Origin of the sequence: Chryseomicrobium imtechense (assembly GCF_041475995.1) — a bacterium.
GTDB lineage: Bacteria > Bacillota > Bacilli > Bacillales_A > Planococcaceae > Chryseomicrobium > Chryseomicrobium aureum.
In genome coordinates this window covers 54,196-78,369 of the sequence record NZ_JBGOBM010000010.1, presented here as the reverse complement: position 1 = coordinate 78,369, position 24,174 = coordinate 54,196, and the positions used below count along the sequence as shown (strand labels likewise).

Annotated in this window: 25 protein-coding genes and 1 riboswitch; of the genes, 15 read left to right on the top strand and 10 right to left on the bottom strand. The window is 44.3% G+C overall.

Annotated elements, in window-relative coordinates; translation table 11 throughout:
* Window positions 1–2: 2 nt before the first annotated feature.
* The 4 genes from AB5N96_RS10435 to AB5N96_RS10420 all read left to right on the top strand — a co-directional run bounded on the left by AB5N96_RS10435 (window position 3) and on the right by AB5N96_RS10420 (window position 2,442).
* Window positions 3–458, top strand: a complete 456-nt coding sequence (locus AB5N96_RS10435; RefSeq protein ID WP_392455088.1) for a YaiI/YqxD family protein — start codon at window positions 3–5, stop codon at window positions 456–458.
* A 63-nt stretch (window positions 459–521) separates the two neighbouring features.
* Window positions 522–1,478, top strand: coding sequence for an oxygen-dependent tRNA uridine(34) hydroxylase TrhO (gene trhO, locus AB5N96_RS10430; RefSeq protein WP_204589875.1), 957 nt, complete (start codon window positions 522–524; stop codon window positions 1,476–1,478).
* A gap of 180 nt (window positions 1,479–1,658) precedes the next feature.
* On the top strand, window positions 1,659–2,012 hold the full coding sequence (locus AB5N96_RS10425) for a hypothetical protein (protein WP_204589876.1): 354 nt from the start codon (window positions 1,659–1,661) through the stop codon (window positions 2,010–2,012).
* 115 nt (window positions 2,013–2,127) lie between these two features.
* The gene (locus tag AB5N96_RS10420; protein ID WP_392455085.1) at window positions 2,128–2,442 is read left to right on the top strand and encodes a hypothetical protein; all 315 of its coding nucleotides are present in this window, start codon (window positions 2,128–2,130) and stop codon (window positions 2,440–2,442) included.
* A 165-nt stretch (window positions 2,443–2,607) separates the two neighbouring features.
* Here the strand turns inward: AB5N96_RS10420 and AB5N96_RS10415 are convergent, their stop codons facing one another.
* Window positions 2,608–3,042, bottom strand: a complete 435-nt coding sequence (locus AB5N96_RS10415; RefSeq protein WP_204589878.1) for a peptidylprolyl isomerase — start codon at window positions 3,040–3,042, stop codon at window positions 2,608–2,610.
* 77 nt (window positions 3,043–3,119) lie between these two features.
* On the opposite strand from AB5N96_RS10415, the gene AB5N96_RS10410 reads away from it, so the two are divergent.
* Window positions 3,120–4,217, top strand: coding sequence for an amidohydrolase (locus AB5N96_RS10410; protein ID WP_499705472.1), 1,098 nt, complete (start codon window positions 3,120–3,122; stop codon window positions 4,215–4,217).
* A 129-nt stretch (window positions 4,218–4,346) separates the two neighbouring features.
* Complete coding sequence (gene nhaC / locus AB5N96_RS10405; RefSeq protein WP_204589880.1) at window positions 4,347–5,759, top strand: Na+/H+ antiporter NhaC; 1,413 nt, start codon at window positions 4,347–4,349, stop codon at window positions 5,757–5,759.
* Between the two features lie 33 nt (window positions 5,760–5,792).
* Here the strand turns inward: nhaC and AB5N96_RS10400 are convergent, their stop codons facing one another.
* Window positions 5,793–7,019, bottom strand: a complete 1,227-nt coding sequence (locus AB5N96_RS10400) for a hypothetical protein (protein WP_499705471.1) — start codon at window positions 7,017–7,019, stop codon at window positions 5,793–5,795.
* 82 nt (window positions 7,020–7,101) lie between these two features.
* Between AB5N96_RS10400 and AB5N96_RS10395 the strand changes: the two genes are divergently transcribed.
* From AB5N96_RS10395 to AB5N96_RS10365, 7 genes are all read left to right on the top strand, one after another.
* Window positions 7,102–8,217: a mandelate racemase/muconate lactonizing enzyme family protein gene (locus AB5N96_RS10395; RefSeq protein WP_204589882.1), complete on the top strand. Its 1,116-nt coding sequence runs from the start codon at window positions 7,102–7,104 to the stop codon at window positions 8,215–8,217.
* Between the two features lie 35 nt (window positions 8,218–8,252).
* On the top strand, window positions 8,253–8,888 hold the full coding sequence (locus AB5N96_RS10390) for a hypothetical protein (RefSeq protein ID WP_392455079.1): 636 nt from the start codon (window positions 8,253–8,255) through the stop codon (window positions 8,886–8,888).
* A 46-nt stretch (window positions 8,889–8,934) separates the two neighbouring features.
* A complete protein-coding gene (locus AB5N96_RS10385; RefSeq protein ID WP_499705470.1) occupies window positions 8,935–10,815 on the top strand; it encodes a putative bifunctional diguanylate cyclase/phosphodiesterase in 1,881 nt (626 codons plus the stop codon).
* Window positions 10,816–10,902: 87 nt separating this feature from the next.
* Window positions 10,903–11,706 carry a squalene/phytoene synthase family protein gene (locus AB5N96_RS10380; protein ID WP_499705479.1) on the top strand — a complete coding sequence of 268 codons (804 nt, stop codon included), beginning with the start codon at window positions 10,903–10,905 and terminating at the stop codon, window positions 11,704–11,706.
* Window positions 11,703–11,903 (top strand): hypothetical protein, encoded by a 201-nt coding sequence (locus AB5N96_RS10375; RefSeq protein WP_204589885.1) that lies wholly within the window; start codon window positions 11,703–11,705, stop codon window positions 11,901–11,903. The genes AB5N96_RS10380 and AB5N96_RS10375 overlap by 4 nt, the downstream gene beginning before the upstream one ends.
* Before the next feature lie 5 nt (window positions 11,904–11,908).
* Window positions 11,909–12,988 (top strand): AI-2E family transporter, encoded by a 1,080-nt coding sequence (locus tag AB5N96_RS10370; RefSeq protein WP_499705469.1) that lies wholly within the window; start codon window positions 11,909–11,911, stop codon window positions 12,986–12,988.
* A gap of 27 nt (window positions 12,989–13,015) precedes the next feature.
* Window positions 13,016–13,336 (top strand): chemotaxis protein CheB, encoded by a 321-nt coding sequence (locus tag AB5N96_RS10365; RefSeq protein WP_499705468.1) that lies wholly within the window; start codon window positions 13,016–13,018, stop codon window positions 13,334–13,336.
* Between the two features lie 599 nt (window positions 13,337–13,935).
* Here the strand turns inward: AB5N96_RS10365 and AB5N96_RS10360 are convergent.
* The 8 genes from AB5N96_RS10360 to AB5N96_RS10325 all read right to left on the bottom strand — a co-directional run bounded on the left by AB5N96_RS10360 (window position 13,936) and on the right by AB5N96_RS10325 (window position 21,190).
* Window positions 13,936–14,340 (bottom strand): VOC family protein, encoded by a 405-nt coding sequence (locus AB5N96_RS10360; protein WP_499705467.1) that lies wholly within the window; start codon window positions 14,338–14,340, stop codon window positions 13,936–13,938.
* A 12-nt stretch (window positions 14,341–14,352) separates the two neighbouring features.
* Entirely contained in the window at window positions 14,353–15,027 is a 675-nt protein-coding gene (locus tag AB5N96_RS10355) for a hypothetical protein (protein WP_499705466.1), read from the bottom strand.
* A gap of 188 nt (window positions 15,028–15,215) precedes the next feature.
* Window positions 15,216–15,668, bottom strand: a complete 453-nt coding sequence (locus AB5N96_RS10350) for an efflux RND transporter permease subunit (protein WP_499705465.1) — start codon at window positions 15,666–15,668, stop codon at window positions 15,216–15,218.
* 25 nt (window positions 15,669–15,693) lie between these two features.
* A complete protein-coding gene (locus tag AB5N96_RS10345) occupies window positions 15,694–16,248 on the bottom strand; it encodes a TetR/AcrR family transcriptional regulator (RefSeq protein WP_204589890.1) in 555 nt (184 codons plus the stop codon).
* A gap of 87 nt (window positions 16,249–16,335) precedes the next feature.
* On the bottom strand, window positions 16,336–17,295 hold the full coding sequence (locus AB5N96_RS10340; RefSeq protein WP_499705464.1) for a DMT family transporter: 960 nt from the start codon (window positions 17,293–17,295) through the stop codon (window positions 16,336–16,338).
* Window positions 17,296–17,311: 16 nt separating this feature from the next.
* A complete protein-coding gene (gene pepT, locus AB5N96_RS10335) occupies window positions 17,312–18,541 on the bottom strand; it encodes a peptidase T (protein ID WP_499705463.1) in 1,230 nt (409 codons plus the stop codon).
* Window positions 18,542–18,552: 11 nt separating this feature from the next.
* The gene (locus AB5N96_RS10330; protein WP_204589892.1) at window positions 18,553–19,392 is read right to left on the bottom strand and encodes an STAS domain-containing protein; all 840 of its coding nucleotides are present in this window, start codon (window positions 19,390–19,392) and stop codon (window positions 18,553–18,555) included.
* Between the two features lie 97 nt (window positions 19,393–19,489).
* Window positions 19,490–21,190 carry a M3 family oligoendopeptidase gene (locus tag AB5N96_RS10325; RefSeq protein WP_204589893.1) on the bottom strand — a complete coding sequence of 567 codons (1,701 nt, stop codon included), beginning with the start codon at window positions 21,188–21,190 and terminating at the stop codon, window positions 19,490–19,492.
* 173 nt (window positions 21,191–21,363) lie between these two features.
* A riboswitch (SAM riboswitch) is annotated at window positions 21,364–21,477 on the top strand.
* Window positions 21,478–21,577: 100 nt separating this feature from the next.
* On the opposite strand from AB5N96_RS10325, the gene AB5N96_RS10320 reads away from it, so the two are divergent.
* Both AB5N96_RS10320 and AB5N96_RS10315 read left to right on the top strand, forming a co-directional pair.
* Window positions 21,578–22,876, top strand: a complete 1,299-nt coding sequence (locus tag AB5N96_RS10320) for an O-acetylhomoserine aminocarboxypropyltransferase/cysteine synthase family protein (RefSeq protein ID WP_204589894.1) — start codon at window positions 21,578–21,580, stop codon at window positions 22,874–22,876.
* Between the two features lie 114 nt (window positions 22,877–22,990).
* Window positions 22,991–23,977: a homoserine dehydrogenase gene (locus AB5N96_RS10315; RefSeq protein WP_499705462.1), complete on the top strand. Its 987-nt coding sequence runs from the start codon at window positions 22,991–22,993 to the stop codon at window positions 23,975–23,977.
* Window positions 23,978–24,174 lie beyond the last annotated feature (197 nt).

Below are 24,174 nucleotides of genomic sequence, written 5' to 3'. Positions count from 1 at the left end.
AAATGATGCGAATTATTGTAGATGCAGACGGATGCCCCGTCGTTTCAGAAGTCATTGAAAGTGGGCAAAAACTTTCTCTACCGGTTCTCTTGATTTGTGACACAGCACACGTCATGGAACGAGAAGGAGCCGAGACGCTTACTGTTTCAAAAGGGGCGGATGCCGTCGACTTTGTACTAGTGAATCAAATGAACAAAGGAGATGTCGTCGTCACCCAGGATTACGGGCTTGCAGCGATGGTGCTAGCACGGGGTGGCTATGTCATGGATCAAAATGGGCATGAATACACGAATGACAACATCTTGGGTATGCTCGAAAGACGACATGTCGCGAAAAAGATTCGCCAAGCAGGCGGGCGAATGAAAGGGCCGAAAAAACGGTCTAAAGAAGCCAACGCACATTTTCAACAAAATTTTGAACACTTACTTTTGCGCTTACAAAATGAGGAATACATCTAGAAATTTTGATAAACCTTTGGTATACTGTTTTGATGAATAAAACTAAAGGTGGAACAAGCTAACATGAAAGAGTATCGTGTATTACTTTATTATAAATATGTCGCAATCGAAGACCCGGAAACATTTGCAGCAGAACATTTGGCTGCGTGTAAGGAAATCGGATTAAAAGGACGCATCCTCGTGTCGCATGAAGGAATCAATGGAACGTGTTCAGGAACAATTGAACAAACCGACGCCTACATGGATATGATGAACAACGATGAGCGCTTCAAAGACATCATGTGGAAGATGGATGACGCAGATGAGCATGCCTTCAAAAAAATGCATGTTCGTGCGAAAAATGAAATCGTTCACCTCGGCCTTGAAGAGGACATCAATCCAAATGAATTAACAGGCACGTATCTGTCGCCTAAAGAATTCTTCGAACAGATGCAACAAGAAGATACGATTGTATTAGATGCACGCAATGATTACGAATATGACCTTGGTCACTTCCGTGGTTCTGTGCGTCCGGACATTCGCAATTTCCGCGACTTGCCACAATGGATCAAAGACAATAAAGACAAATTAGAAGGTAAAAAGATCCTTACGTATTGCACAGGCGGAATTCGTTGTGAAAAATTCTCTGGCTGGTTGAAACGTGAAGGGTTTGAAGATGTGGGTCAATTGCACGGTGGAATTCACACATACGGGACAGATCCAGAGGTGAAAGGACAGCTTTGGGATGGTCAAATGTACGTATTTGATAACCGTATTGCTGTACCGATCAACCGCGTCGAGCATGTAATCGTCGGGAAGGACCACTTTGACGGAACGCCATGTGAACGCTACGTAAACTGTGCGAACCCAGAGTGTAATGACAAGATTTTAACTTCAGAAGAAAACGAACACAAATACATGCGTTCTTGTTCACACGAGTGCCGTACGCATCCACGCAACCGCTATGTCGTCGAGCACAACATGACACCGGAGCAAGTGGAAGAGCGTTTAGCAGCAATTGAAACAGCAGACGTAAACTAATACTGCTTAGGAAGCCCCTCTTATTTGGAGGGGTTTTTCTTATAACCTAATTTATACCGAATTGTCAGAAAAGTGGCTTATTATACACAAGTGTTTGATAAATTGCAAATGCGGATATAATAAGAGTGCTAAGCGGGAATAGACCCTCCGCAACATAAGGGTCTGGCAGGAGTGAACGCAATGGAGAAAATCGGATTTTTTATTCAAAATTTTATGGAAGTGCTAATGGATCAAGCGGCAATTGTAGACCCGGACGGCACGATACTATACACAAATCCTGAATGGGATCTTTACCACTTAAATCAAGTGGAAACAGCGCCGCTATTTACTGGAGAGAATATCTTTACATTGACAACATCACGGCAAGTGGAGGAATTATCAGTAGGGTTAGAAGGTCTGAAACAGCGCAAGATTGATGAAGTGAGGATTGACCTCGATTCTGCACACCAACTGATTGCACGACGTTGTCTACTAGACTCAGACAAGGAAGGATTTGTACTTTTCAACCGTGAACACACATCATATCCAAATTAATCGAACCTAGCTCTTTCTCATGAATTCATTCATGCTGAGGGAGCTATTTTTATTTTCTTAAAAATAGTAAATATGTTGGAAATCATCGTATAATGAGACAAAAGGAGGGGGGATTATGGATCAAGTGTTGCTCGACTCGTTTCAAGAGAACCTGGCGCTTATACACCCAGACGGCAAGATTTATGCGACAAATTTGGCATGGAAAAAATTTGCTCTAGAAAATGGTGCGGACCCTTCTTATTCTGATATTGATCGCAACTACATAGAATTATTGTCTGCTGTCCAAACGAAAGAAATAGTTCCTTACTTCCAGCCGGAAATTGATACGGTGATTAATAAAGTGGTTTTTTTAGGTACCTGTCCCACAAACTATTCTGATATTCATGACTATTCACTAAGTATGCATTGTGAACCCGCATTCCTGCGTTGATTTCTACATTTTCATAAATTGTGTTGGAATTGTGCGGGTACCAGGTACCTTTTGGAAGTTGATTCCAATTATTCACAAACGACTACTTAGCTAACAAAAAAACTCCGACACACACCAAATCGGTGTATGCCGGAGTTTCTAGAGTGGCGTTCTCCACATCTAAAATTAAGCGTGAACGCGTACTTCTTTCATTTTGTCGCCATTCGACATATTGCGTGCAACATCCACGCCAGACGTTAATTTGCCGAACACTGTGTGGACGCCATCTAAGTGTGGTTGTGACTCATGCACGATGAAGAATTGGCTTGACCCTGTATCACGGCCAGCGTGTGCCATAGAAAGGCTGCCTGGCTCATGCTTATGTGGGTTGCCTTCTGTTTCGCATTTAATTGTTTTGCCGCTGCCGCCCATACCTGTACCAGTTGGGTCGCCACCTTGTGAAACGAAACCTGGGATAACGCGGTGGAAGATGACACCATCGTAGAATCCTGAGTTTGCAAGTTGTTCAAAGTTTGCTACTGTGTTTGGTGCTTCGTTTGGAAATAGTTCGAATTCTAGCTTGTCGCCAGATTCCATTAAAAAGTAACCTGTTTTCGCCATTGAAAAGTCCTCCATTTCAAATTATCATCAGTACTAGTATAGCACGGATAGAGAGCGATACAAAAAGGGGGAGCACGATGACAAGAGTACAACAGATTTTAGAGTGGTACACACACTTTCACACACATGCTGAGGTCAGCTGGAAGGAAATCAAAACGACGAACAAGCTTGCGCAGATCATGGACGAGCTTGGTGTTCGCTATCAAACCTTCGACGATGTGACAGGACTTGTTGCAGAAATCGGCCAGGGGGAGGAGGTCATTGCTATCCGAGCGGACATCGATGCTTTGTGGCAGGAAGTGAACGGCGCCTTTCAAGCCAATCATTCCTGTGGTCACGATGCCAATATGGCGATGGTGCTGGGTGCGCTCGCAGAACTCAAAGATGAAGACTTCCAAAAAACAATCCGGTTCATTTTCCAGCCGGCAGAAGAAAAAGGGAACGGAGCGAATGCGATGATCGATCGCGGTGCTGTAGACGGCGTAACGCATCTTTTTGGTGTGCACTTGCGACCTGCAGAAGAGCTAGACTTCGGTAAGTTTTCACCAGCCATCCATCATGGGGCCGCGATGTTCTTGAAAGGAAAGATACATGGTGTGGATGCGCACGGTGCACGACCGCATCAAGGGAAAAATGCGATTGATGTCATCGTAGCGATTCATCAGATGCTGAATACGATTTACTATTCTCCATTCGAGTCGTACTCTGTAAAACTGACAAATATTCATGCCGGTGGAGAGAGTTTAAACATCATTCCAGGGCAAGCATCTTTCGCTATTGATGCGAGGGCACAAAAAAATGAGGTGCTGCATCAGATGAAAGAGCAACTCGAGCGCAAGTTACGTGCAGTCGGACAACAATTTGACGTGACGATTGACTGGGAATGGCAAGACATTACACCAGGAGCAGAGGTCGCAGATGAAGCAGCTAATCTAGCGCGCGAAGGAATACTTGACTCAGTTGGAGACGAGGCCTTAGAACCAGAAGTCCACACGTCGGGAAGCGACGATTTCCATTGCTATACGGTGCGACGCCCTGACTTGAAAGCAGCTATGATTGGTGTGGGTGCTGGTATGACACACGGCTTGCATCATCCGGACATGTCGTTTGATACATCAATTTTACCGGAAGCTTCGCGTGTACTAGCGCAAGTCCTCCGTCACGCAACAAAATAGAGTTAGAAAGGAGGTCCCTGAATTCACGAAACAGGGACCTTTTTTCTGCATATTTTCTATTGACAAAATTCTGTCACACTCGTATGATTACTCCATTACCGACATATTACCGACATAAGGGGTGTTGAAATGGAAAAACCAACAATCGAGAAAAAGGAAATGGCACTGGGATGGGCTGTTCTTCCTCTATTTCTCATGATTCTTGTGATGTTTTACACGATTGTTGTCCTCGAACAAGGACCGCATATTCCATTGATTATTGGAACATCCATAGCTGCATTAGTAGCATGGAAACATGGCTTTAAGTGGAAAGAAATCGAAGAGATGATGTATAAAGGGATTCGCTTAGCGCTCCCAGCTGTCGTCATCATTATTTTGGTAGGGCTTACAATTGGGGCTTGGATTGGTAGTGGCGTCGTTGCTACGATGATTTACTTCGGGCTGAAAATTATTTCACCGGCGTTTTTCCTTGTCACGATTACACTCATCTGTGCGGTCGTAGCGCTTGCGATCGGTAGTTCGTGGTCAACGATGGGAACGATCGGTGTAGCCGGTATGGGAATTGGTCTTAGTATGGGGATTCCTGCACCGATGATTGCAGGTGCAGTTATTTCTGGTGCTTATTTCGGAGATAAAATGTCTCCGCTTTCCGATACGACGAACTTGGCTTCTGGACTGACTGGAACTGATCTCTTTGTACATATTCGACACATGTTGTTTACAACGATTCCGGGAATTTTGATTGCTCTTGCGGTGTACTGGGTACTTGGTCAGAATTTTGCAGACGGAGCAATTGACCAACAGGCGATCAATCAAACGATTATCGAATTGAATCAGCAGTTTGATATCTCCGCTTGGTTACTCTTGATTCCTTTAGCGGTTATTGTATTGGTCGCTCTAAAAGTACCAGCTATTCCAGCGCTGATTGTTGGAATTGTGCTCGGTGTTCTCGCTCAAATTTTTGTGCAAGGTGGATCTTTAGCTGGTGCAGTTTCGGCACTGCAAGCAGGTTATGTGATTGATAGCGGGAACGAACTCGTAGATGATTTGTTCAACCGTGGTGGTCTTGATTCCATGATGTATACAGTATCCATGACGATTGTTGCGATGACGTTTGGTGGGATTCTTGAATATTCAGGAATGCTTCAATCTATCATGTCGCACATTCTTCGTCTGGCGAAATCGACCGGATCTCTTATTGCGGCTACGATTGCTGCTGCAGTCACAACGAATGCAACATGTTCTGAGCAATATATATCGATTGTTGTTCCGGCACGTATGTTTGCAGATTCATACGAAGAGAAGGGTCTCGATTCACGTAACTTGTCTCGTGCGCTTGAAGACGGTGGAACATTGACATCCGTTTTCTTCCCATGGAATACGTGTGGTGTGTTCATACTTGGAACACTAGGCGTTGGTGCATTTGAATACGCACCTTACGCAGTATTAAACTTTGTTGTTCCAGTAATTTCGATCTTGTATGCATTTACTGGATTTACAATTGTCAAAATCCAACAACAAGTCGCGGTTCAAAGCGCATAAAAAATCCGGCCCACTAGTGGGTCGGATTTTCTCTCAACTAAGGTAATCAGGTAGTGTAAACGTGTAAATTGTACGAGGTCGTCCTTGTTGGTATGTCATTTCCTCACCGCTAGCTATAATAAGGCCATGATCTACACATTTTTTGATGATTCGTTCCGTGGAGCGACGCGTGACTTGTAAATGGTTTTCGAGATCTTGCGCTGTAAATTGATTTGATGGATGAATCGCATGGAATCTGAGAAGTTTGGATAAGTTTGCAGGACTCAGTCCCATTCGTTTGGCAAGTTGCACTTGATTCGGTTCCGTGAGCTTCAACGAAATGCGTGCGGAAGAGATCGGACTGGATAAGTTCTTTTGGGCATCCATCATGAAAATTTCGCCAGGTCCACTGTAATCAAGCGCGTCTTCTGCGTGTTTTGTGGCAGAAAGAATATCGAGTCCATAGCCGATTCCGGTCTGTGCTCCAGAAGTTTCAAGGTACTCACGAAACTCGGAAAGGCCGATGACATAATCGACATGCTTACGTGTCGTAATGAATTGAGCTGTATCCGCGTCGTAGGAAAACCAAGGACTTTGGAGATACTGACGAAGCATTGTTGTAAAATGTGGATCGTTTCCGGAATGACGAGCAAGTAAGACCGCTGGCTCTGCTTTTTGGCTTTTGGCTAGTCGTGCAAGATACGCTGTTTGTGCAAGTGCTCGTGACAATGTGCGACGCAATTCATGCATGAACAGAGAAGGCATTCCTCTGCTTGAGAGTTCTTCATGCACCGCATGTATGCTCGTAACAGCGACTTTTGCGCGACCACTCGTTTGCGCGCGTGTGTGAAATTGAACGATTGCTGATAAAGGCATTTCCGGCGTGATTTGCAGCACGGGGCCAACAGGGTGCGAAGGAGAAATTTCTCCGATTATTTCATGAACTAGTTGTGGCTCCGTCACATCAATTGAAATTTCATCAGACGAAACTTGATAAGTCCAGCTCGCTTGTAACAGAGACGCCGTAATGACCGCTTCATCTTGGCGCATCACATAGACGGGAATACCTCGTTCTTCAATAATAGGTTTAGCGTGGTAGTACGGAAACGTTCCGGCAAAAAAGATAGCATCTACTTCACGCATCGTTTGGGCAATCTCTCTTGCGTCGGAGGCTTGTTTATACGTATAATAATAAAAGTGAACATCAGAAAATTCTGAAGATACCTCCTGAATTCTTGGAACAAATAACTCAGAACTGACAATGCCGATTGCAAATGCCATGAAAAGACCCCTTTCTTTTTATATAACGACTATTTAACGACAACTATAAACAACCCAACTCTTTTTGTAAAGGATGATTGTTATGAAAATTACTCAAATTGACCTCTATGCTATTCGACTGCCACTCATCAGTCCGTTTATTGTGAGTTATCACACGTATGATGATATGCCATCGATTATCGTGAAAATTACTACAGATGAAGGGATTGTGGGCTACGGAGAAGCTGTTGCGGATGATCATGTGACGGGTGAATCTTGGGAGAGCACATTCGCACTTCTTCAACACTCCTTGGCACCAGCTCTGATTGGCCACAATCCGATGCACTTTGAGACGCTTCATGACAAGATGGATGCCATCGTCTATCAAGCACCTGCTGCAAAAGCTGCACTGGATATTGCGTGTTATGACGTTGTCGGTAAAAAACTAGGTGTACCCGTTTATGATTTACTAGGCGGACGTTTCCATGAACGTTTCCCTATTACACATGTGCTAAGTATCGGTGAGCCAGAAGCAATGGCACAAGAAGCTCGTGAGCGAATGGAACAAGGGTATTCCTCATTTAAAATGAAAGTGGGGCGTGATGTGACAAGTGATGTCGCGCGCATTCGTGCTGTACGTAATGAAGTGGGACCTGATATCGCCATTCGCGTAGACGTGAATCAAGGATGGGTCAATGCGTCGTCCACATTGCAAGCTATTGAACAGATGAAAGACCTAGGCATTGATTGGTTAGAGCAACCTGTAAAAGCGGATGACCTAGACGGAATGGTAGAGATCAAGTCAAAGTCTGCTATTCCATTGATGATTGATGAAGGGCTCAAATACAAGCGGGAAATGTTGCAAGTTATTAAGCTAGGCGCAGCACACAAAGCGAACATTAAACTCATGAAGTGCGGAGGGATTTATCCAGCGATGAAACTCGCGCATATGGCGGAGATGGCAGGGATTGATTGTCAGATTGGCTCGATGGTCGAGTCTTCAGTGGGGTCAGCAGCTGGTTTCCATGTGGCCTTTGCTAAAAAGATTTTCTCTAGTGTAGAACTGACTGGCCCATTAAAATTCTCAAAAGATATTGGCAATCTCCACTATGACGTTCCGTTTATTGCACTAAATGACCAAGCAGGCCTTGGCGTCGATGTAGACGAGTCGGTGCTTGAGGAGTTAACAGTACGTCACCAAACGGTCATTGCGCCATGATATCACTAGGTGATAAAAAAGGTGTTATGAGACTCTTGGGAAATCAAGATCGAGATGCCCTGTATGAATTGCAAGAAAAAGTAGCGCAGTCCTTAGATGATCCGTCGAGACTGCAAAAGCTCACCACGGATGAAATAAATACGATTATTGAACAAAAGTTATTTGCAGGTGTGTGGGAATCTGAAAAATTAGTCGCAGCACGGGCCTTTTTAGTACCACCACCAAATGACCCGGAACACTTAGCACTCGATGCACACATTCCCAATGAGTTGTGGCCCCAAGTGATTTATTCTGAAATCTCATTAGTTGATCCAGACGTACAAGGATTTGGTCTACAGCGCCAGATGGGAGAGTGGTGGATGGAGCAACTTACCACTACTCCGTACCGCTACGTTTGTGCGACGGTTGCACCTTTTAATATTCCCAGTTTAAAAGACAAATTTTCACTCGGCATGCACATTATCGCATTGAAAGAAAAATACGGCGGGAAGATGCGCTATGTATTTTTAAAAGATTTCCAGAACAAAGTGGAGGAAGCCTTTTTCGAAGACATCCCGATGGCAGACATAAAACGCCAACAACAGCTGTTAAAACAAGGCTATGTTGGACTCGCACTTTTACAAAAAGATTCTGAATGGGTTGTACGCTATTCCCACTACCCAATTTCATAACAATCCGGTAAACTGAAGCTAAACGCAAAAAGGCGGTGGCAAACGAATGACGACCCGATTCTCGATGGTGATGTTTGGTCTTATTTTGTCTGTTGCTGCCTTTTTCTATTCTTTTTTTGGAGCGGATCTTCCTACGTATCACATCGCATTAGATGTTGCAGGGGCAGGGGCAATTGGAGTGGTGATTGGGTGGTTGGTGTCTTCCCGAAATCGCTTGTCAAAAGAGAAGGTTCTGACCTATTACGACTTGGAAGGTAAACAGGCCGAACTAGAAAAAGTTCAAACAGAACTGGATGCACTTTATTTTAATTCAAGTGCTTGGATTTGGAGCATAGATGTAGCGACCAAAAAACTAAGAGTATCTACAGGTATTGTGCAATTGTTTGGCTATTCAGAGGAAGAAATAGATGAAGATTACCAGATTTGGTATACCCATGCTGTAGAGGCTGACAAGCATATCGTGAAACGTCAATTTGATCGATTGTTGAGTGGCGAGCGCTCGGAAGCAGAGTGGCGTCTTCACAAAAAAGACGGATCAATTGCCCACGTTCGCTCTGTTGGAGAACCTATTAAAGATGATGCAGGGAAGGTCATACGAATTGTCGGCGTTAAATTTGATTTCACGAAAGAAGTTGAACTGCAAGAAACGATGCGTCGAATTGCGATGACAGATACATTGACGCAACTACCGAATCAAGTCTTTTTTAATCGCCAGTTAGAGCAGCAATTAGAACGAGCAGAAGATGGAGAGCAAATTGCACTTCTTTATTTCAATGTAGACCGATTAAAGTTTATTAATGAAATGATGGGCTTCGAGACAGGCGATGAAGTTTTACAACTTATTGCAGAACGAATCCCTATGTATTTTGGTCAAGAGACATTGATGGCACGTTATGGTGGAGATGAATTTATTATTGCTTATCCATTCTATGACCGGGAAGCAATGGGACTGAAAATCCAACAGTTTATGGAGTCCTTTCAAAGCCCGTTCCTTGTGAAGCAAGAGGAGTTATTTGTTAGTGTAAGTATGGGGGTTGCAAGCTTCCCTGAGGATGCTACAAACGTAGATAGCTTATTATCGAAAGCAAATGCAACACTTAAGAGAGCCAAGCGAAAAGGAAAAAACAATGTGCAATACTACGTACGGGAAAATGAAGAGCTACAAAAACGACGCTTGCGTATCGAACACGATTTGAAGCGGGCGCTTGATTTTCAAGAGTTTGAGCTGTACTATCAGCCGAAAGTGTCTTTAGTCTCCAATAAAATTCAAGGCGCTGAAGCACTGATCCGTTGGCACCATCCGATACTCGGAGAAATCTCACCTGCAGAGTTTATTCAGATTGCAGAAGAATCTGGCCAAATTGTAGCGATAGGAGAATGGGTATTAAAACAGGCTATTCGCCAAGTGAGCATTTGGGATAAAGCGGGAACACCACTCCGTATAGCAGTAAATGTATCGAGCGCACAGTTAGAAGTGTCGAACTTTATGGACCGATTGGAATTGATGCTGATTGAAAGTGGCATTCCCCCAAAACTGTTAGGCATCGAATTAACGGAAGGGATGGTACAAAATATTGATGCGGCAATTCCTATTTTGTTTAAACTCCGTCAACTTGGTGTGAGGATTTACATTGATGACTTTGGGACAGGGTATTCATCGCTCGGTATTTTGAATCAGTTACCGATTGATTTTATCAAGATCGATAAGTCGTTTATTAAAGAAGTACCCGCTAACAAAGGACAAGCTACCCTAGTTAAAACAATTATTGAAATGGGTAGAAATCTTGGATTTGAACTGGTCGCAGAAGGAATTGAGCGTGAAGAGCAAGCCGAATTCTTATTGCAAAACGGGTGTACAAAAGGGCAGGGCTTTTATTTTTCGCATCCACTGCCCGTTCAACAATTTGAGCAGCGCTACCTAGGCTGACCTCTCCGTCTGGGGAGGTTTTTTGGTACAATGAAAGAGATGAAGGATATAGAACGGAGGATTCACTTGACTAGTACACGTGATGCGATGCGTGTCTTAAAAGAGACGAGCCGCACATTTTACATACCGATTACCTTTTTACAACGTGATTTAAAAAAAGCAGTTGCATCCGCTTATTTATGTATGCGGGCAATTGATGAAATTGAAGACCATGAAGAGATTCCGAAAGAGCTAAAGGCAGATATCTTGATGAAAACTGCTGCCTTATTAGAAGGGCCGTTTGATGACGTGGCTTATCAACAAGTACTACAACCCATTCTACCTTTGATGCCAGAAGTGACACGCCGTCTGGGAGATTGGATCGACTACTGCCCAGCAGGAGCTCGGATGCGAATGCAACTGGCAACAGCTGAAATGGCAGAAGGTATGGCCAAATGGGCACTAAAAGAATGGAAAGTCGAAACACATGAAGATTTAGACGATTACACGTACTACGTCGCAGGTCTTGTAGGGGTCATGTTATCGGATTTATGGGAATGGGATTCCGGGATCCGTACAGACCGTGACCTTGCCATTGGTTACGGACGTGGCCTACAAGCCGTGAATATTTTGCGCAATCAAGAAGAAGATTCTGAACGTGGAGTAGGTTATTTTCCGAAAGAATGGACGCGAGCGGATATGTTTTCTTATGCAGAAGGGAACCTTGCGAAGGCGGATGCGTATATGGAGGATATCTCAAAAAGGAGTATCCGCTTGTTCTGTCAATTGCCACTGACGTTTGCGCATAAAACATTAGATGCGATGAAGTCCGGTCGCGAGAAGATGACGCGCGCTGAAGTCGAACGAACTGTGCAAGAAGTCGCAGGCGATGATTGGGAGGAGAACGCATGAAAAAAGTGAAATGGCTCGTTCCAATCATGGTGATTTCTGCATTTTTCTCTGTCTTAATCTTACGTGATCATCCGGACGTAACTTTTCAAAACAAAGTACTCATTACGATGGGTGCATCTTTAGTATCTGCAGTCATTGGCTTTATCTTATTAAAACAAGATATTGATAAAGTGGACCCAAAACCACCAAAGGAGTAGATGGAATGACAAAAAAGCTTTGGTTCCAAGTAGGCGTCGCGATTCTTTTGACGCTTCTGATTATTCGAATGGTAATAGAGGTGCAAGCGATATTCAGTCCGCTGTTTATTGTCCTTAGCACAATTTTCATACCTGCCTTATTAGGTGGCGTATTATTCTATCTGATGCGCCCGTTAGTCAAATTTTTAGAAAAGCGTAAAGTCCCTCGTTGGGGATCTATCTCGATTGTTCTGCTTTTACTTGTAGGTGCGATCTCTGCATTTGTTGCTGTAGTCGCTCCTCCACTTACAAAACAGGTGAATCAATTAGTAGAAAACACACCTGTTATTATACGGGAAGTAGAGAATATGGCGGCCTATTTGTTAGATCAACGTGATCGACTCCCTGAAAATATGCAAGACTCTATTCAAGAAGCAATTGGTCGTGTGAACGAATTTGCAGTTATGGGTGGATCCGTACTAATCAACTTCTTCCAAAGCTTGTTCCAAGGAATCTTTATGCTTGTCTTAGTTCCGTTTTTCCTAATTTATATGTTGAAAGATCATGAACGCTTTGCACCGTTTGTTGCAAAGTTCTTCAAAGGTGAGCGCAAGACATGGATTCGCAAAACGCTAGCGGACATTGATGAAACATTGAAAACATACATACAAGGTCAGTTACTTGTTAGTTTTTTAGTAGGAGTTATGCTGTACATCGGATACTTGATTATCGGATTAGAGTACTCTCTATTGCTTGCTCTATTTGGAATGCTGACGAATGTTATTCCATTCTTAGGTCCATATTTAGCTGTTATTCCAGCTATGGTGATTGCATTTATCGAAGATCCTTTTCAAGCGGTTTTAGTGGCAATTGTTATGTTGGTGGCACAACAGATTGAAAGTAACTTGATTACACCGAACGTCATGGGGAAATCTTTGGACATCCACCCATTGACAGTCATCACAATTATCTTGTCTGCAGGAAGTTTAGCGGGTCTTTGGGGAATTATTTTAGCTATCCCAACTTACGCGGTTATCAAAGCAATTTTAAGTAATATTTACGCACATCGAACGGAAATACGCGACACAGCGAACAAAGACGTTTAGACCTATAGGAGAGATGGAGGAAAGACGATGACACATGTACCGGAGTATTACATTGGTATTGGCGCATCTGCTGGTGGGTTAGAGGCACTTGAACAATTTTTTCGAAAACTTCCATCCTCAACGGGAATGGCGTATATCGTTGTGCAGCACTTGTCCCCTGACTTTAAAATTTTAATGGATGAATTACTCGCCCGCTATACAAAAATGCCGGTCTTGCTCGCAGAAGCCGGAATGAAAGTAGAAGCCGATCACGTCTACTTGATTCCGCCCAAAAAGAATTTAACGATTTTTCATGGCAAGCTCGATCATGCTGGATATGTTTCGCTAGAAAGGCGAGCTGGGGAGTAAGCAGCTTGAGCTTGGCAAATTAGTTTCAATAAAACGACTTCGGGCACAAAGTCGCTCGATCAGGGCACAAAACCTTTAGCTACCCAATCCGTTACTAGTAAGATTTTAAGAAATTAAGGGTTTGACTTGCGAATTAGTTTCCATAATATGACTTCGGTAGAAGAAATGTGGATTTGGGTAGAATAAATCTCAGTTTCGGTAGAAGAAAGTATGGTTTCGGTAGAAGAACGACCGCTCAGTTCGCAAACAAAAAACCGGCATACACCCAAATTGGTGTATGCCGGCGTTCTCCACATCTAAAACTAAAGTTGAGTGGAATGGAGGGGTTGACTCCAGTGGGATCACAGTCTGCCGTGAGATCCCGCAGGAGCCTGCGACGAGGAAGCTCACGCAGCGCCCACGGAAAGCAGCCTCGCAGTGGAACTCAACGTCTTACTTTGCACAATTTCTGGACAGTCGGCTCCACATCTAAATGGAATCGAGTTCCGAACGCCAGAAACACGCTCCGGAATCAGCCGCACCCGCAAAGGCTGAAGAGCGCCTTCACGGGCACGCCGGATTTCCTCGGAGTTTCTAGAGTGGCGTTCTCCACATCTAAACTACGCCTCATGACTAATCTGCCACTGAATCCCATACCGATCTTGAACAATACCGTAAGCTTTACTCCAAAAAGTTTCCTGGATAGGCATGAGTACGCGCCCGCCTTTAGCTAGTTGATGAAATTGCGAAGTCAATAACTCAGCATCATTGCCCACAACAGCTAAAGTAATCCCGTCTCCGTGTGTCACGGGATTCTGGGGCATAGAGTCCGAAAAGAACAAAGGTGTTCCATGGACAGTAATGCGTGCATGAAGGACGCGGCTTCCTAATTCCGGATCTGCTTCATGTCCAGGCATATCTTTGAAATACTGAATCTGGGGAGCATCCGTTTCAAAAACTTGATGGTAGAACTGAACAGCTTCTTCCGTGTTTCCATTGAAGTTTAAATACGCAATGATTGGCATACAAGTTCCTCCTTAAGGTAATGGGCAAAAGCCACAAGTAAGTTGCCCAGGAATATCTTTTGCAAGACAACAAGTAGAGCGTACCGGCATGCGGACGAGTTCACCCGGTGTGCGACCTTGAACAAACGCTTCAAATGGATTGTCCGTTACCCAGGAATCGGCATGTTGAAGCAATAACCAATCGGTCAAAGCTTTTTCACGTAAATCGGATTGCTGCATGAAAATAGAGTAGTGCCAAACGATATACCCAAAAACATTTTCCCAGTGAATGCGCTGCAATGCCTTCGAGCTTGACAGAGATTCAATACAAATCCGAGCAAACTTCCAAATCTCAGCTACCACTTCTTGCCGACTCTGATCAGAAGCAAGAGACCTCCACTCTTCCTCCTCACAAAATGCACTAATTGCAGGATAGCCATACTCTCTGACGGCAATCCAATTTAAATCTTCTGGTCTACCACTCCAATACTCATCATAAAGAGTGAGATTCCAAAATTGCATCGAAACAAACATCCCTAAACGGCGTGTCAGATAGGAGGCTGCAGCCGTGCGGTGAGGGGCCTGGATGATTTCTTGAACGACTGTAAGATGCTCTTTCCATTCTCCTGTATGAAAGAGTACCGGACCTGCTGGCTGCATATAGACACTGTATTGTCGGAGTTGTTGGCGTTGGTATGAGGTTAACATAGCTTCAGTATAAGAGATTTTTAAGAAACTTGCTTGACTTTATAATTGAAAATGATTATCATTACCATAAGGTCAACAAACCATCGTGCTTTTCTCCAAAAACACGATTCTCACACCCCCCTCAAATGTGAGAAAAGGACGCTACCCATTATCGGCTAACGTCCTTTTATTATGCTTTTTTTGTTTGCTTACGTACCCACAGAAACAGAATTGATGCCTGGAATTTTCTCAAGAGCTGGGATAACTTCTGAATCTAGAAATTCATCTAAATCTACTTCGTCTTTCCCGAATAAGGAGATATTAAAAATTGGGAAGGCCCCAAATGATAAACAGCTTACCTCAACCGCTGCTTCATCTGGAAGACCCGCTTCCGCAATCGTGTCGTAAGAAGCACTCTGTATTTCTTGAACACCTTCTAGACCTTCAAACGCCTGCTCGAGCGGTGTGATCACTTGTTCATTTACCGCATCAAGAGAAGCTCCTGGATAGACGATTTGTGCAGAGAGTTGTGGAAACTCAATGTTTGGAAGTAGATCGATTTTCAAACGACTGAATGAAAAGATTCCTAGCAAAATTAATAAGAACGAAAAGATAAAGATAGCTACAGCATTGCGTAAGCTAAATCGCGTGATCCACCCCATAGTGGCTCCTTCTTAAAGTGAAAGTTTAAAATCCGTTGATAACAATTTGATCGATTTGATTTTGAATTTCTTCTAACCTGGCTTCGTTGAAGGTAGGGTCCATAAAAATCTCATTACGAAAACTATCAAGCATTCCCGTATACAGTCTGGCCTTCATGTCTGCGTTTTCAATCCCGTGTTTCTCAAAAAATTGCTGAATAACAGCGATGTACTCTTCAATAAAGGCCATGAGAGCATCCATCGCCTCTTCATGTTTATGATTGAGTTGCAGATACATACCAGACCGGTGTCGCTGTTTCCACGTATTTTGAAGATGTGTCTTTGTAATGGCTTGAAGTGTCTCTTCAAATGAATGGTTTTGATTGATCTGGTGCTGGATGTTGGATAAAAAAAGTGAAAATGTAAATTTCATCATCTCCGTATAAAGGTCTTCCTTTGAAGGAAACATCGCATATAAAGTTGATTTTGAAATTTTTGCGAGCTTGGCGATCGTCAGCATTTTAGCCTCGAAAAACCCTTCTTTTCCGAAGGTTTCAAGAGCTGCAAAAAGAATGCGTGAACGCAGTTCTTGCTCGGTCATGAAACTCCTCCTTTCTTATCAGTACCCATGAGTACTCTGAATGTACACCCTCTGTATAACTTCTGTCAAACAAAAACCACATTTCTTTTAAGAAGAAATGTGGTGACTTGTCGACATATTAATTTTGCGCTGTTCCCAAACCGTATGAAGACTGTGTGCCACTAAACCAATGATGATAATGCCCATCCCTGCGAGTGCGATCGGAGCAGGAAGCGGGAGGCTAAGTAGGAGCATTTCACCCGCAACGACGAACAAGATTTCTGTAGACTGAGTAGCTTCAACAGAAGCAAGGCGGCTCTGGTTGTGTCGTGCTAAATCAGTTGCCATGAAAAACAAGACAGTCGCAATGACACCCGAGCTAATTCCGACTAAAAATGATTGGAAGACTTGACTGCTAGAGGGGAGGCCGACTGTAAACAGTGCATAGCCAGCCAGCACAAGCCAAGCAGGAAGCGAAGCAATCGTCATTCCTAAAACCCGTTGGTAGGAGTCCAGGCGACCGCCGACGTGTTGCATCATCTTCCGGTTCCCAAGTGGATATGCAAATGCGGCGACTAGAACCGGCAAAGCACCTAGGGCTAAAGTCGAAAGGGGAACAGATTCAGCTTGTGGAAGATGCAACAACACGATTCCGACAACAATGATTCCTGAGATGAGTAGAGCTGCTCGTGGAACTGTCTCGCGCTTTCCATTTGCTGATAGAAACAGTGGAGCCAAAAGAATACCCGCAATAATCGTGAATTGCCACATACCAGCTACTAACCATCCAGGGCCAAATGCCGCGGCATACGTAAGAGGTGCGTAAAACAGCACAAATCCAACAAAGCTCCAAAGCAACCAAGGCTTTGGAGCGGATTTCATATCGTTAGTAAGGGCAGGTAGTCCTTTTCGGAAGTAGACGATGGCAATCAGAAAGGGCACCATGAAGAAGTAGCGAAGAGAAGCGCTCCACATCCAACTTCCTCCTGACAGCTCCATTGCATGATTTAAAATGAATGTCACTGCAAAAAACAGTGCGGACAAAATTCCTAAGCTGATTGCCTTCATTGCTTCATCCCGCCCTTTAATTTGTTGGTTGTACGGCGCGTTTCACGATTTCTTGTACGACTTGTGTCGCTTTTTCCATGTTTTCAATTGAAATATATTCATATTTGCCATGATAGTTTTCGCCGCCTGTGAAAATGTTTGGCGTCGGCATGCCCATGTAAGATAGTTGTGAGCCATCCGTACCACCGCGGATTGGAATAATAAGAGGTGCAATTTCTAAATCTTCCATGATTGCTTTCACATGATCGACGATATGCATAACAGGCGTGATCTTCTCACCCATGTTGTAGTACTGGTCGTTTAGTTCAACTGTGATTGCGTCCTCTCCATACTGTGCACGGATTGCATTTGCCGCATCATGGAAACGTTGTTTTTTCTCTTCAAATTTTGCTTTATCAAAGTCTCGGATGATATAGTCCATCACAGTTTTTTCGACTTTGCCGTGAATGTCCATCAAGTGAACGAACCCATCATAGCCATCCGTCTTTTCTGGTACTTCTTGTGGAGGCATATGCGACTGGAATTTCATCGCCATCGTGATGGCATTGACCATCTTATCTTTCGCAGAACCTGGGTGAACGCTGACTCCATGTGTTGTCACGCGAGCTCCGGCTGCATTAAAGCTCTCAAATTGTAGTTCGCCAAGAGGGCCACCGTCCATCGTGTACGCATAATCTGCACCAAATGCTTCCACGTCAAACTTGTGCGGGCCTCTACCGATTTCTTCATCCGGTGTAAAACCGACACGAATCTTACCATGCGGAATATCTGGGTTTTGTAAAAAGTAATCCATCGCTGTCAAGATGATGGCGATACCTGCTTTATTATCTGCTCCTAGAAGGGTTGTTCCATCCGTCGTCATCAGTGTGTGGCCTTTGTAGTTTTTGAGTTCTGGGAAGTCGGCCACTTTCATGACCGTTGAGTCGTTTAACGGAAGATCTTCGCCATCATAGTTTTCGACGAGTTGAGGCTTCACATCTTTCCCCGTGTAATCTGTCGCAGTATCCACGTGTGCTAAGAAGCCGATTGTTGGAACGTCTTCAGTAGTTGTCGCAGGAAGAGTAGCAAACAGATAGCCGTTGTCATCAAGCGTGACCTCTGTCATTCCCATCGTTTCGAGTTCTGCCTTGAGTACATGAAGCAGATCCCATTGACCTTCAGTTGAAGGGGTGGACGTGCTTGCTGCGTCAGATTGTGTATCAATTTTCACGTAACGCGTCAGGCGTTCGATTAATGTGTGTTTCATCTAAATCCTCCTTATTTTTCAGTGAACAGACGCTGAACAGCGCGTTCAATTGTAGAGATCGTGTTGACATCTTGGAAGCTGATGCCGAGTTGAACAGCTGTTTGGGCAATCTCTGGACGAATTCCCGATAGTGTCGATTCAACACCTAGAAGGCGTAAAGCCTCAATCAATTGGAAAATCTGTTGGGCAACCATTGTATCGATGATGGCCACTCCAGAAATATCTATGAGTAAGCTGTGGACACGCTTTTGTGTACATTGAGAAAGTGCGTTTTCAAATATGTATTTCGCGCGGTTTGTATCAATATCGCCAACGAGTGGTAATAGAGCAACCCCTTTACTGAGCGAAATAACTGGCGTGCTGAGCTCATTGATCATCTCTTGTTGTGCACGTAACTTAGAAAGTGAGTAGTTATGATGCTCTTCTGTGAACCATGTCATGAGCTTGCCAAACATTTTTGTGACACTTGCAATCCACTTCTGTACAGTCTCATGCGAAAGGTCTTCAGCTTGTCGTTCATATTTAAACAATAACTCTATATATTGTTGTTGGGTATTGAAAAATTCTTGCAGGATATGGTGAAGCGGTGTGTTTAAATGTTCTGGGTCACGTGCAATCTCTAACACCCATTCTTCAAAGTGTTTTACGAATACCTCTTCGTCTTCAATAAAGAGTTTACAAAAACGCTCATGAAATCCGTGGTTTTGCTCTTTGATTGTCTGAATCACTTTAGGGTCGTTCGATGCGTAGACCCCGCTTGTCGAGTTTTTATCAAGGGCTGCATACCACGCTTCTGTTAAGTCCCATGTGTTGTTCACTAGATAGTCGTAGAGCTTTTGTTCGGGTGTCATTACACAATCTCTCCTTTAAGGTAGAATCACTTAACTCCTAGTGTAGAGGACAATCATGAAAATAGGCAAGTCCGCGCGGGACCTGCCTACTTACAAGTTAAAGTGCCTCGTCATTCACGCTGTTTAAATACGCTTCGATTTCTTCAATGACGCCTTCGATGCTGCCTTGTTCAAACGGTGATTTCAGGTTTGCCGCTTCTACTAACTTTGTGAATGGAAGAGATCCTCCAAGAGTACAAAGGTGAAGGTAGTCTTTCCAAGCGCCCTCAAAATCTTCACGTGAACGTTTCCAGAACTGGAATGCACAGATTTGCGCGAGTGTATAATCAATGTAGTAGAAAGGTGATGCATAGATGTGGCCTTGGCGCTGCCAGAATGACCCTTCTTCTAAATATGCATTCCCATCATAGTCGCGATGAGGAAGATACGTTTGTTCGATCTTTTTCCAGGCTGCTTTACGCTCAGCGGGTGTCATTTCAGGGTTTTCATAAACAACATGCTGGAATTCATCGACAGCTACCCCATAGGGTAAGAACAATAGCCCGCTCATCAAGTGCGAGTACTTATATTTTTCTGTCTGATCTTTAAAGAAGTTTTCCATCCATGGCCATGTGAAAAACTCCATACTCATCGAATGAATTTCTGCAGATTCATAAGTCGGCCAAATGTACTCAGGAATTCCAATGTTGCGGCTTGAGAATACCTGGAATGCGTGACCCGCTTCGTGTGTCAACACGTCGATGTCCCCAGATGTCCCATTAAAGTTTGAGAAGATGAACGGAGAATCGTGGTTTTCGATAAATGTACAGTATCCGCCTGCTTCTTTCCCTTTTTTCGCGACAAGGTCCATCAAATTACGGTCGAGCATGAACTGGAAAAACTCGTTTGTCTCAGGAGACAGCTCTTCGTACATCTTCTTTCCACCTTCAATGATCCATTCGGGCGAACCTTGTGGCGTTGCGTTTCCTGTTAAGAAGGTTAGTGGCTCATCGTAGTGTTTTAATTTCTCTACACCGATGCGCTTTGCTTGTTTCTCATACAGTTTAGTCGCGACAGGTACAATATAGTCGCGCACTTGGTCGCGGAACGTCTTTACCATCTCCGCATTGTAATCGATACGGTTCATACGGATATAGCCAAGTTCGACGAAGTTTTTATAGCCCATCTTGTGCGCAATCTCTGTACGTACTTTTACAAGCTCATCATAAATTGCATCGAATTTCTCTGCGTGAGATGCGAAGAAACCAAACGATGCTTCTTTTGCCTTTTTACGCGTTTCACGGTCTGTCGATTCTGCAAACGGTCCTAGTTGAGCAAGTGTCAGCGTTTCGCCGTTAAATTCAACTTGAGCAGAAGCCACAAGCTTTGAATAATCCGATGCCAATTTATTTTCTTTTTGAAGAAGTGGCATGATCTCTGGTGAGAACGATTTGATTTGGAACTCGGCTAAATCAAACAATTGTTGTCCCCAACGTTCTTCTAAATTTGAACGAAATGGTGAGTCTACAAGGGCTTTGTAATAGTCTGTCACGATCTCTTCCATCTCAGGAGAGATTTCATCAAAATAATCCCGTTCACTTTGATAAAATTCATCGTTCGTGTCAATGGATGCGCGGATGTAGACAAGGTTTGCCATTGTCGAAAAGTCTGCACGCAGTGTGTTGAGAGTTTGAATCGCTTCATTTTGCTCTTCATAAGAAGACGCGGCCTTGAATGCTTCTAATGCCTCTTTTGCGCGTGATTTGAGAGCACCCATATCGGGACGTTCGTATGTATACTCTTGGAATTGTGTTGTCATGCAAAATCCTCCTTGGATTCTTCGATAATCGAAGGTCTCACCGTCTATTCTTTCGCAATTCAGAGTGTTTGGCAAGCGATTTCTGGCTGAAAAAACAGAAAATTTCAAATGGGGTGTTGACAGATGTTTCCTTGCTGTTTTATACTTCAATGCAATAGACAGACGTATATGTACTCTTATCCAGAGTGGCGGAGGGACTAGGCCCTGCGAAGCCCGGCAACCAACAAGCAATTTTGCTTGGAAAGGTGCTAATTCCTACAGATCGATTTCGGTCTGGAAGATAAGAGGAGGACAAGCTGAGGCTCCTCTTCTTAATTGAAGAGGGGCCTTTTCATTGTCTCTTCCTCTCTGGATGTCTGCTCTACCCAACAAAAAGGAGGAAGAACAATGACAAACTTACGACCAGAAACGATTTTACTTCACGGAGGCCAACAACCAGACCCCGTCACAGGATCACGCGCGGTACCCATCCATAAGACCACTTCATTCGTTTTCCAAAACACAGAGCACGCGCAAAATTTATTCGCACTGAAAGAGGCAGGCAACATTTACACACGTATCGGCAATCCGACAGTCGATGTGTTTGAACAACGCGTCGCCCAACTTGAAGGAGGGACAGCTGCCGTTGCATTATCCTCTGGAATGTCTGCAATCGCCTTTTCTATTTTGAATATTGCAGGGGCAGGCGATGAAATTGTTGCCGCATCGAACCTGTACGGTGGAACATACAACTTATTCGCCCATACACTTCCACGCTACGGAATCACTGTGAAGTTTGTCGATTCCACAGATCCTGAGAATTTCCGTGCAGCGGTCACTTCGAACACGAAAGGTTTCTTTGCTGAAACGATTGGAAATCCAAGTTTGAACGTACTGGATATCGAAGCAGTCGCGCAGGTTGCGAACGAAGTGGGTGTACCTCTCTTGATCGATAACACATTTGCTACACCGTACGGAACACAGCCGATTCGCCACGGTGCCCACGTTGTCATCCATTCCGCTACAAAATGGATTGGTGGGCACGGGACTACAATTGGAGGTGTAGTGGTCGATGGCGGAAATTTTGACTGGAACTCAGATAAATTCCCGGGATATACAGAGCCAGACGTGACCTACCACGGTCTGCGTTACGGAATTGACGTACCACAAGTAGCATTTGCTATCCGACTTCGCGTGCAATTGCTGCGTGATTTTGGACCCGCTCTAAGCCCGGAATCGGCTTTTTCTTTCCTGCAAGGTCTGGAGACACTTCACTTACGCGTCCCAAGACACAATGAGAACGCACAAGTTGTGGCAAACTATTTGAAGCAACATGAAGAAGTAGAGTGGGTGAACTATCCGGGACTTGAAGAGCATCCTTCTCATGAGCTGGCGAAAAAGTATTTAGGACAAGGTGCCGGCTCGATTCTAACGTTCGGAGTAAAAGGTGGGAAACAGGCAGGGCAATTATTAATTGATTCCATTCCATTGTTCTCGCATGTAGCAAATGTAGGAGATGCCAAATCACTGATCATCCACCCGGCCTCCACGACACACCAGCAATTAGGTGAAGGTGAAGAACTTGCGCGAACAGGTGTGACGCCAGAACTTGTTCGTTTGTCGATTGGATTGGAGCATATTGACGATATTTTAGAAGCACTAGATGCAGGATTACAAGCTGTTAAAAAAGCCGCTCTTCCCGTCTGATTTGTCCGTACAAGAAAAACAAATGTATCCTCAGGAAAGATTTTTCTTGTTTTCTTTAAAATCTTCCTCTAAAATAGGAAAAATACTACGGTGAATGGACTTGGAGGAATGAAGATGGCAAAACTACGAGCAGCAATTTTAGGATACGGGACAGTGGGACAAGGGATTTACCGCATCTTGCAAGATAAACGAGAAGAGTTGCAACGCTCTCTTGGCCTCGACATTGAAGTTGGCGCAATTCTTGTGAATGATTTGGAAAAACCTCGTCCTGCAACCCCGGGCGTTCTCATCACAGATAAGTACGACGACATCTTGGCCATTCCTGGATTGCAGGTCGTATTTGAAGCGATTGTAGGAGAAGACCCAGCCTATGGGTATTTATGTCAGGCAATTGACAAAGGGTGCCATGTCATCACAGCAAATAAAGTCATGTTCTCGCGCTATCATATCGATCTTCATGAACGAGCGAAATCAAAGGGTGTCTATATCGGCTACGAAGCCACTACAGCAGGGGGCGTACCGGTCATCAAGACACTCAAGAACCTGTTGCAAGTCAACACGGTCCATCGCATTCAAGGGATTTTGAACGGGACGTCGAATTATATCCTGACTTCAATGCGCACAGACAATAGTGCCTTCGACGCTGCACTTCGTGATGCGCAAGCACTTGGCTATGCAGAAGCAGATCCTTACAACGATGTATCCGGAATGGATGCGTTTCATAAGCTGATGATTTTGAGTGCGCTCGCATTTGATAAGCAACCAGAACGAAGCGAGGTGGATGTAAGAGGAATCGATACAATTACATTAGACGATGTTCAGCGTGCGCAATTTGAAGGGTTACGCTACCGCCATGTCGCTGAAATCGTTCAGCACCCCGATGGACGTTTAGAAGCTTCTGTAGGCCCACAACTAGTAGGACCAGACCACCCACTGTATGCTATCGAAGGAGTGAACAATGCAGTGGCAGTTGATACAAACTACATTGGCACATTGACACTTGTTGGCCCTGGAGCAGGGATGTACCCGACGGCGAGTGTGATGGTAGAAGATTACGCGGAGATTATTGGGAAGCGGGCTGGGTTTATGATTTCTATTTAGTTTTAGATGTGGAGCCGACTGTTCAGAAATTGTGCAAGAAGACAGCGGAGCCCGTGAAGCGCTCTTTGCTTCATGGGATGCGATGGCTTCTTGCGGGATTTCTAGGAGGCGCAACTCGATTCCGTTCGAAGTCGAAACCACAACCAGCCTTTGCGGGCGCGGCTGATTCCGGAGCGTGTTTCTGGCGTTCGCAACTC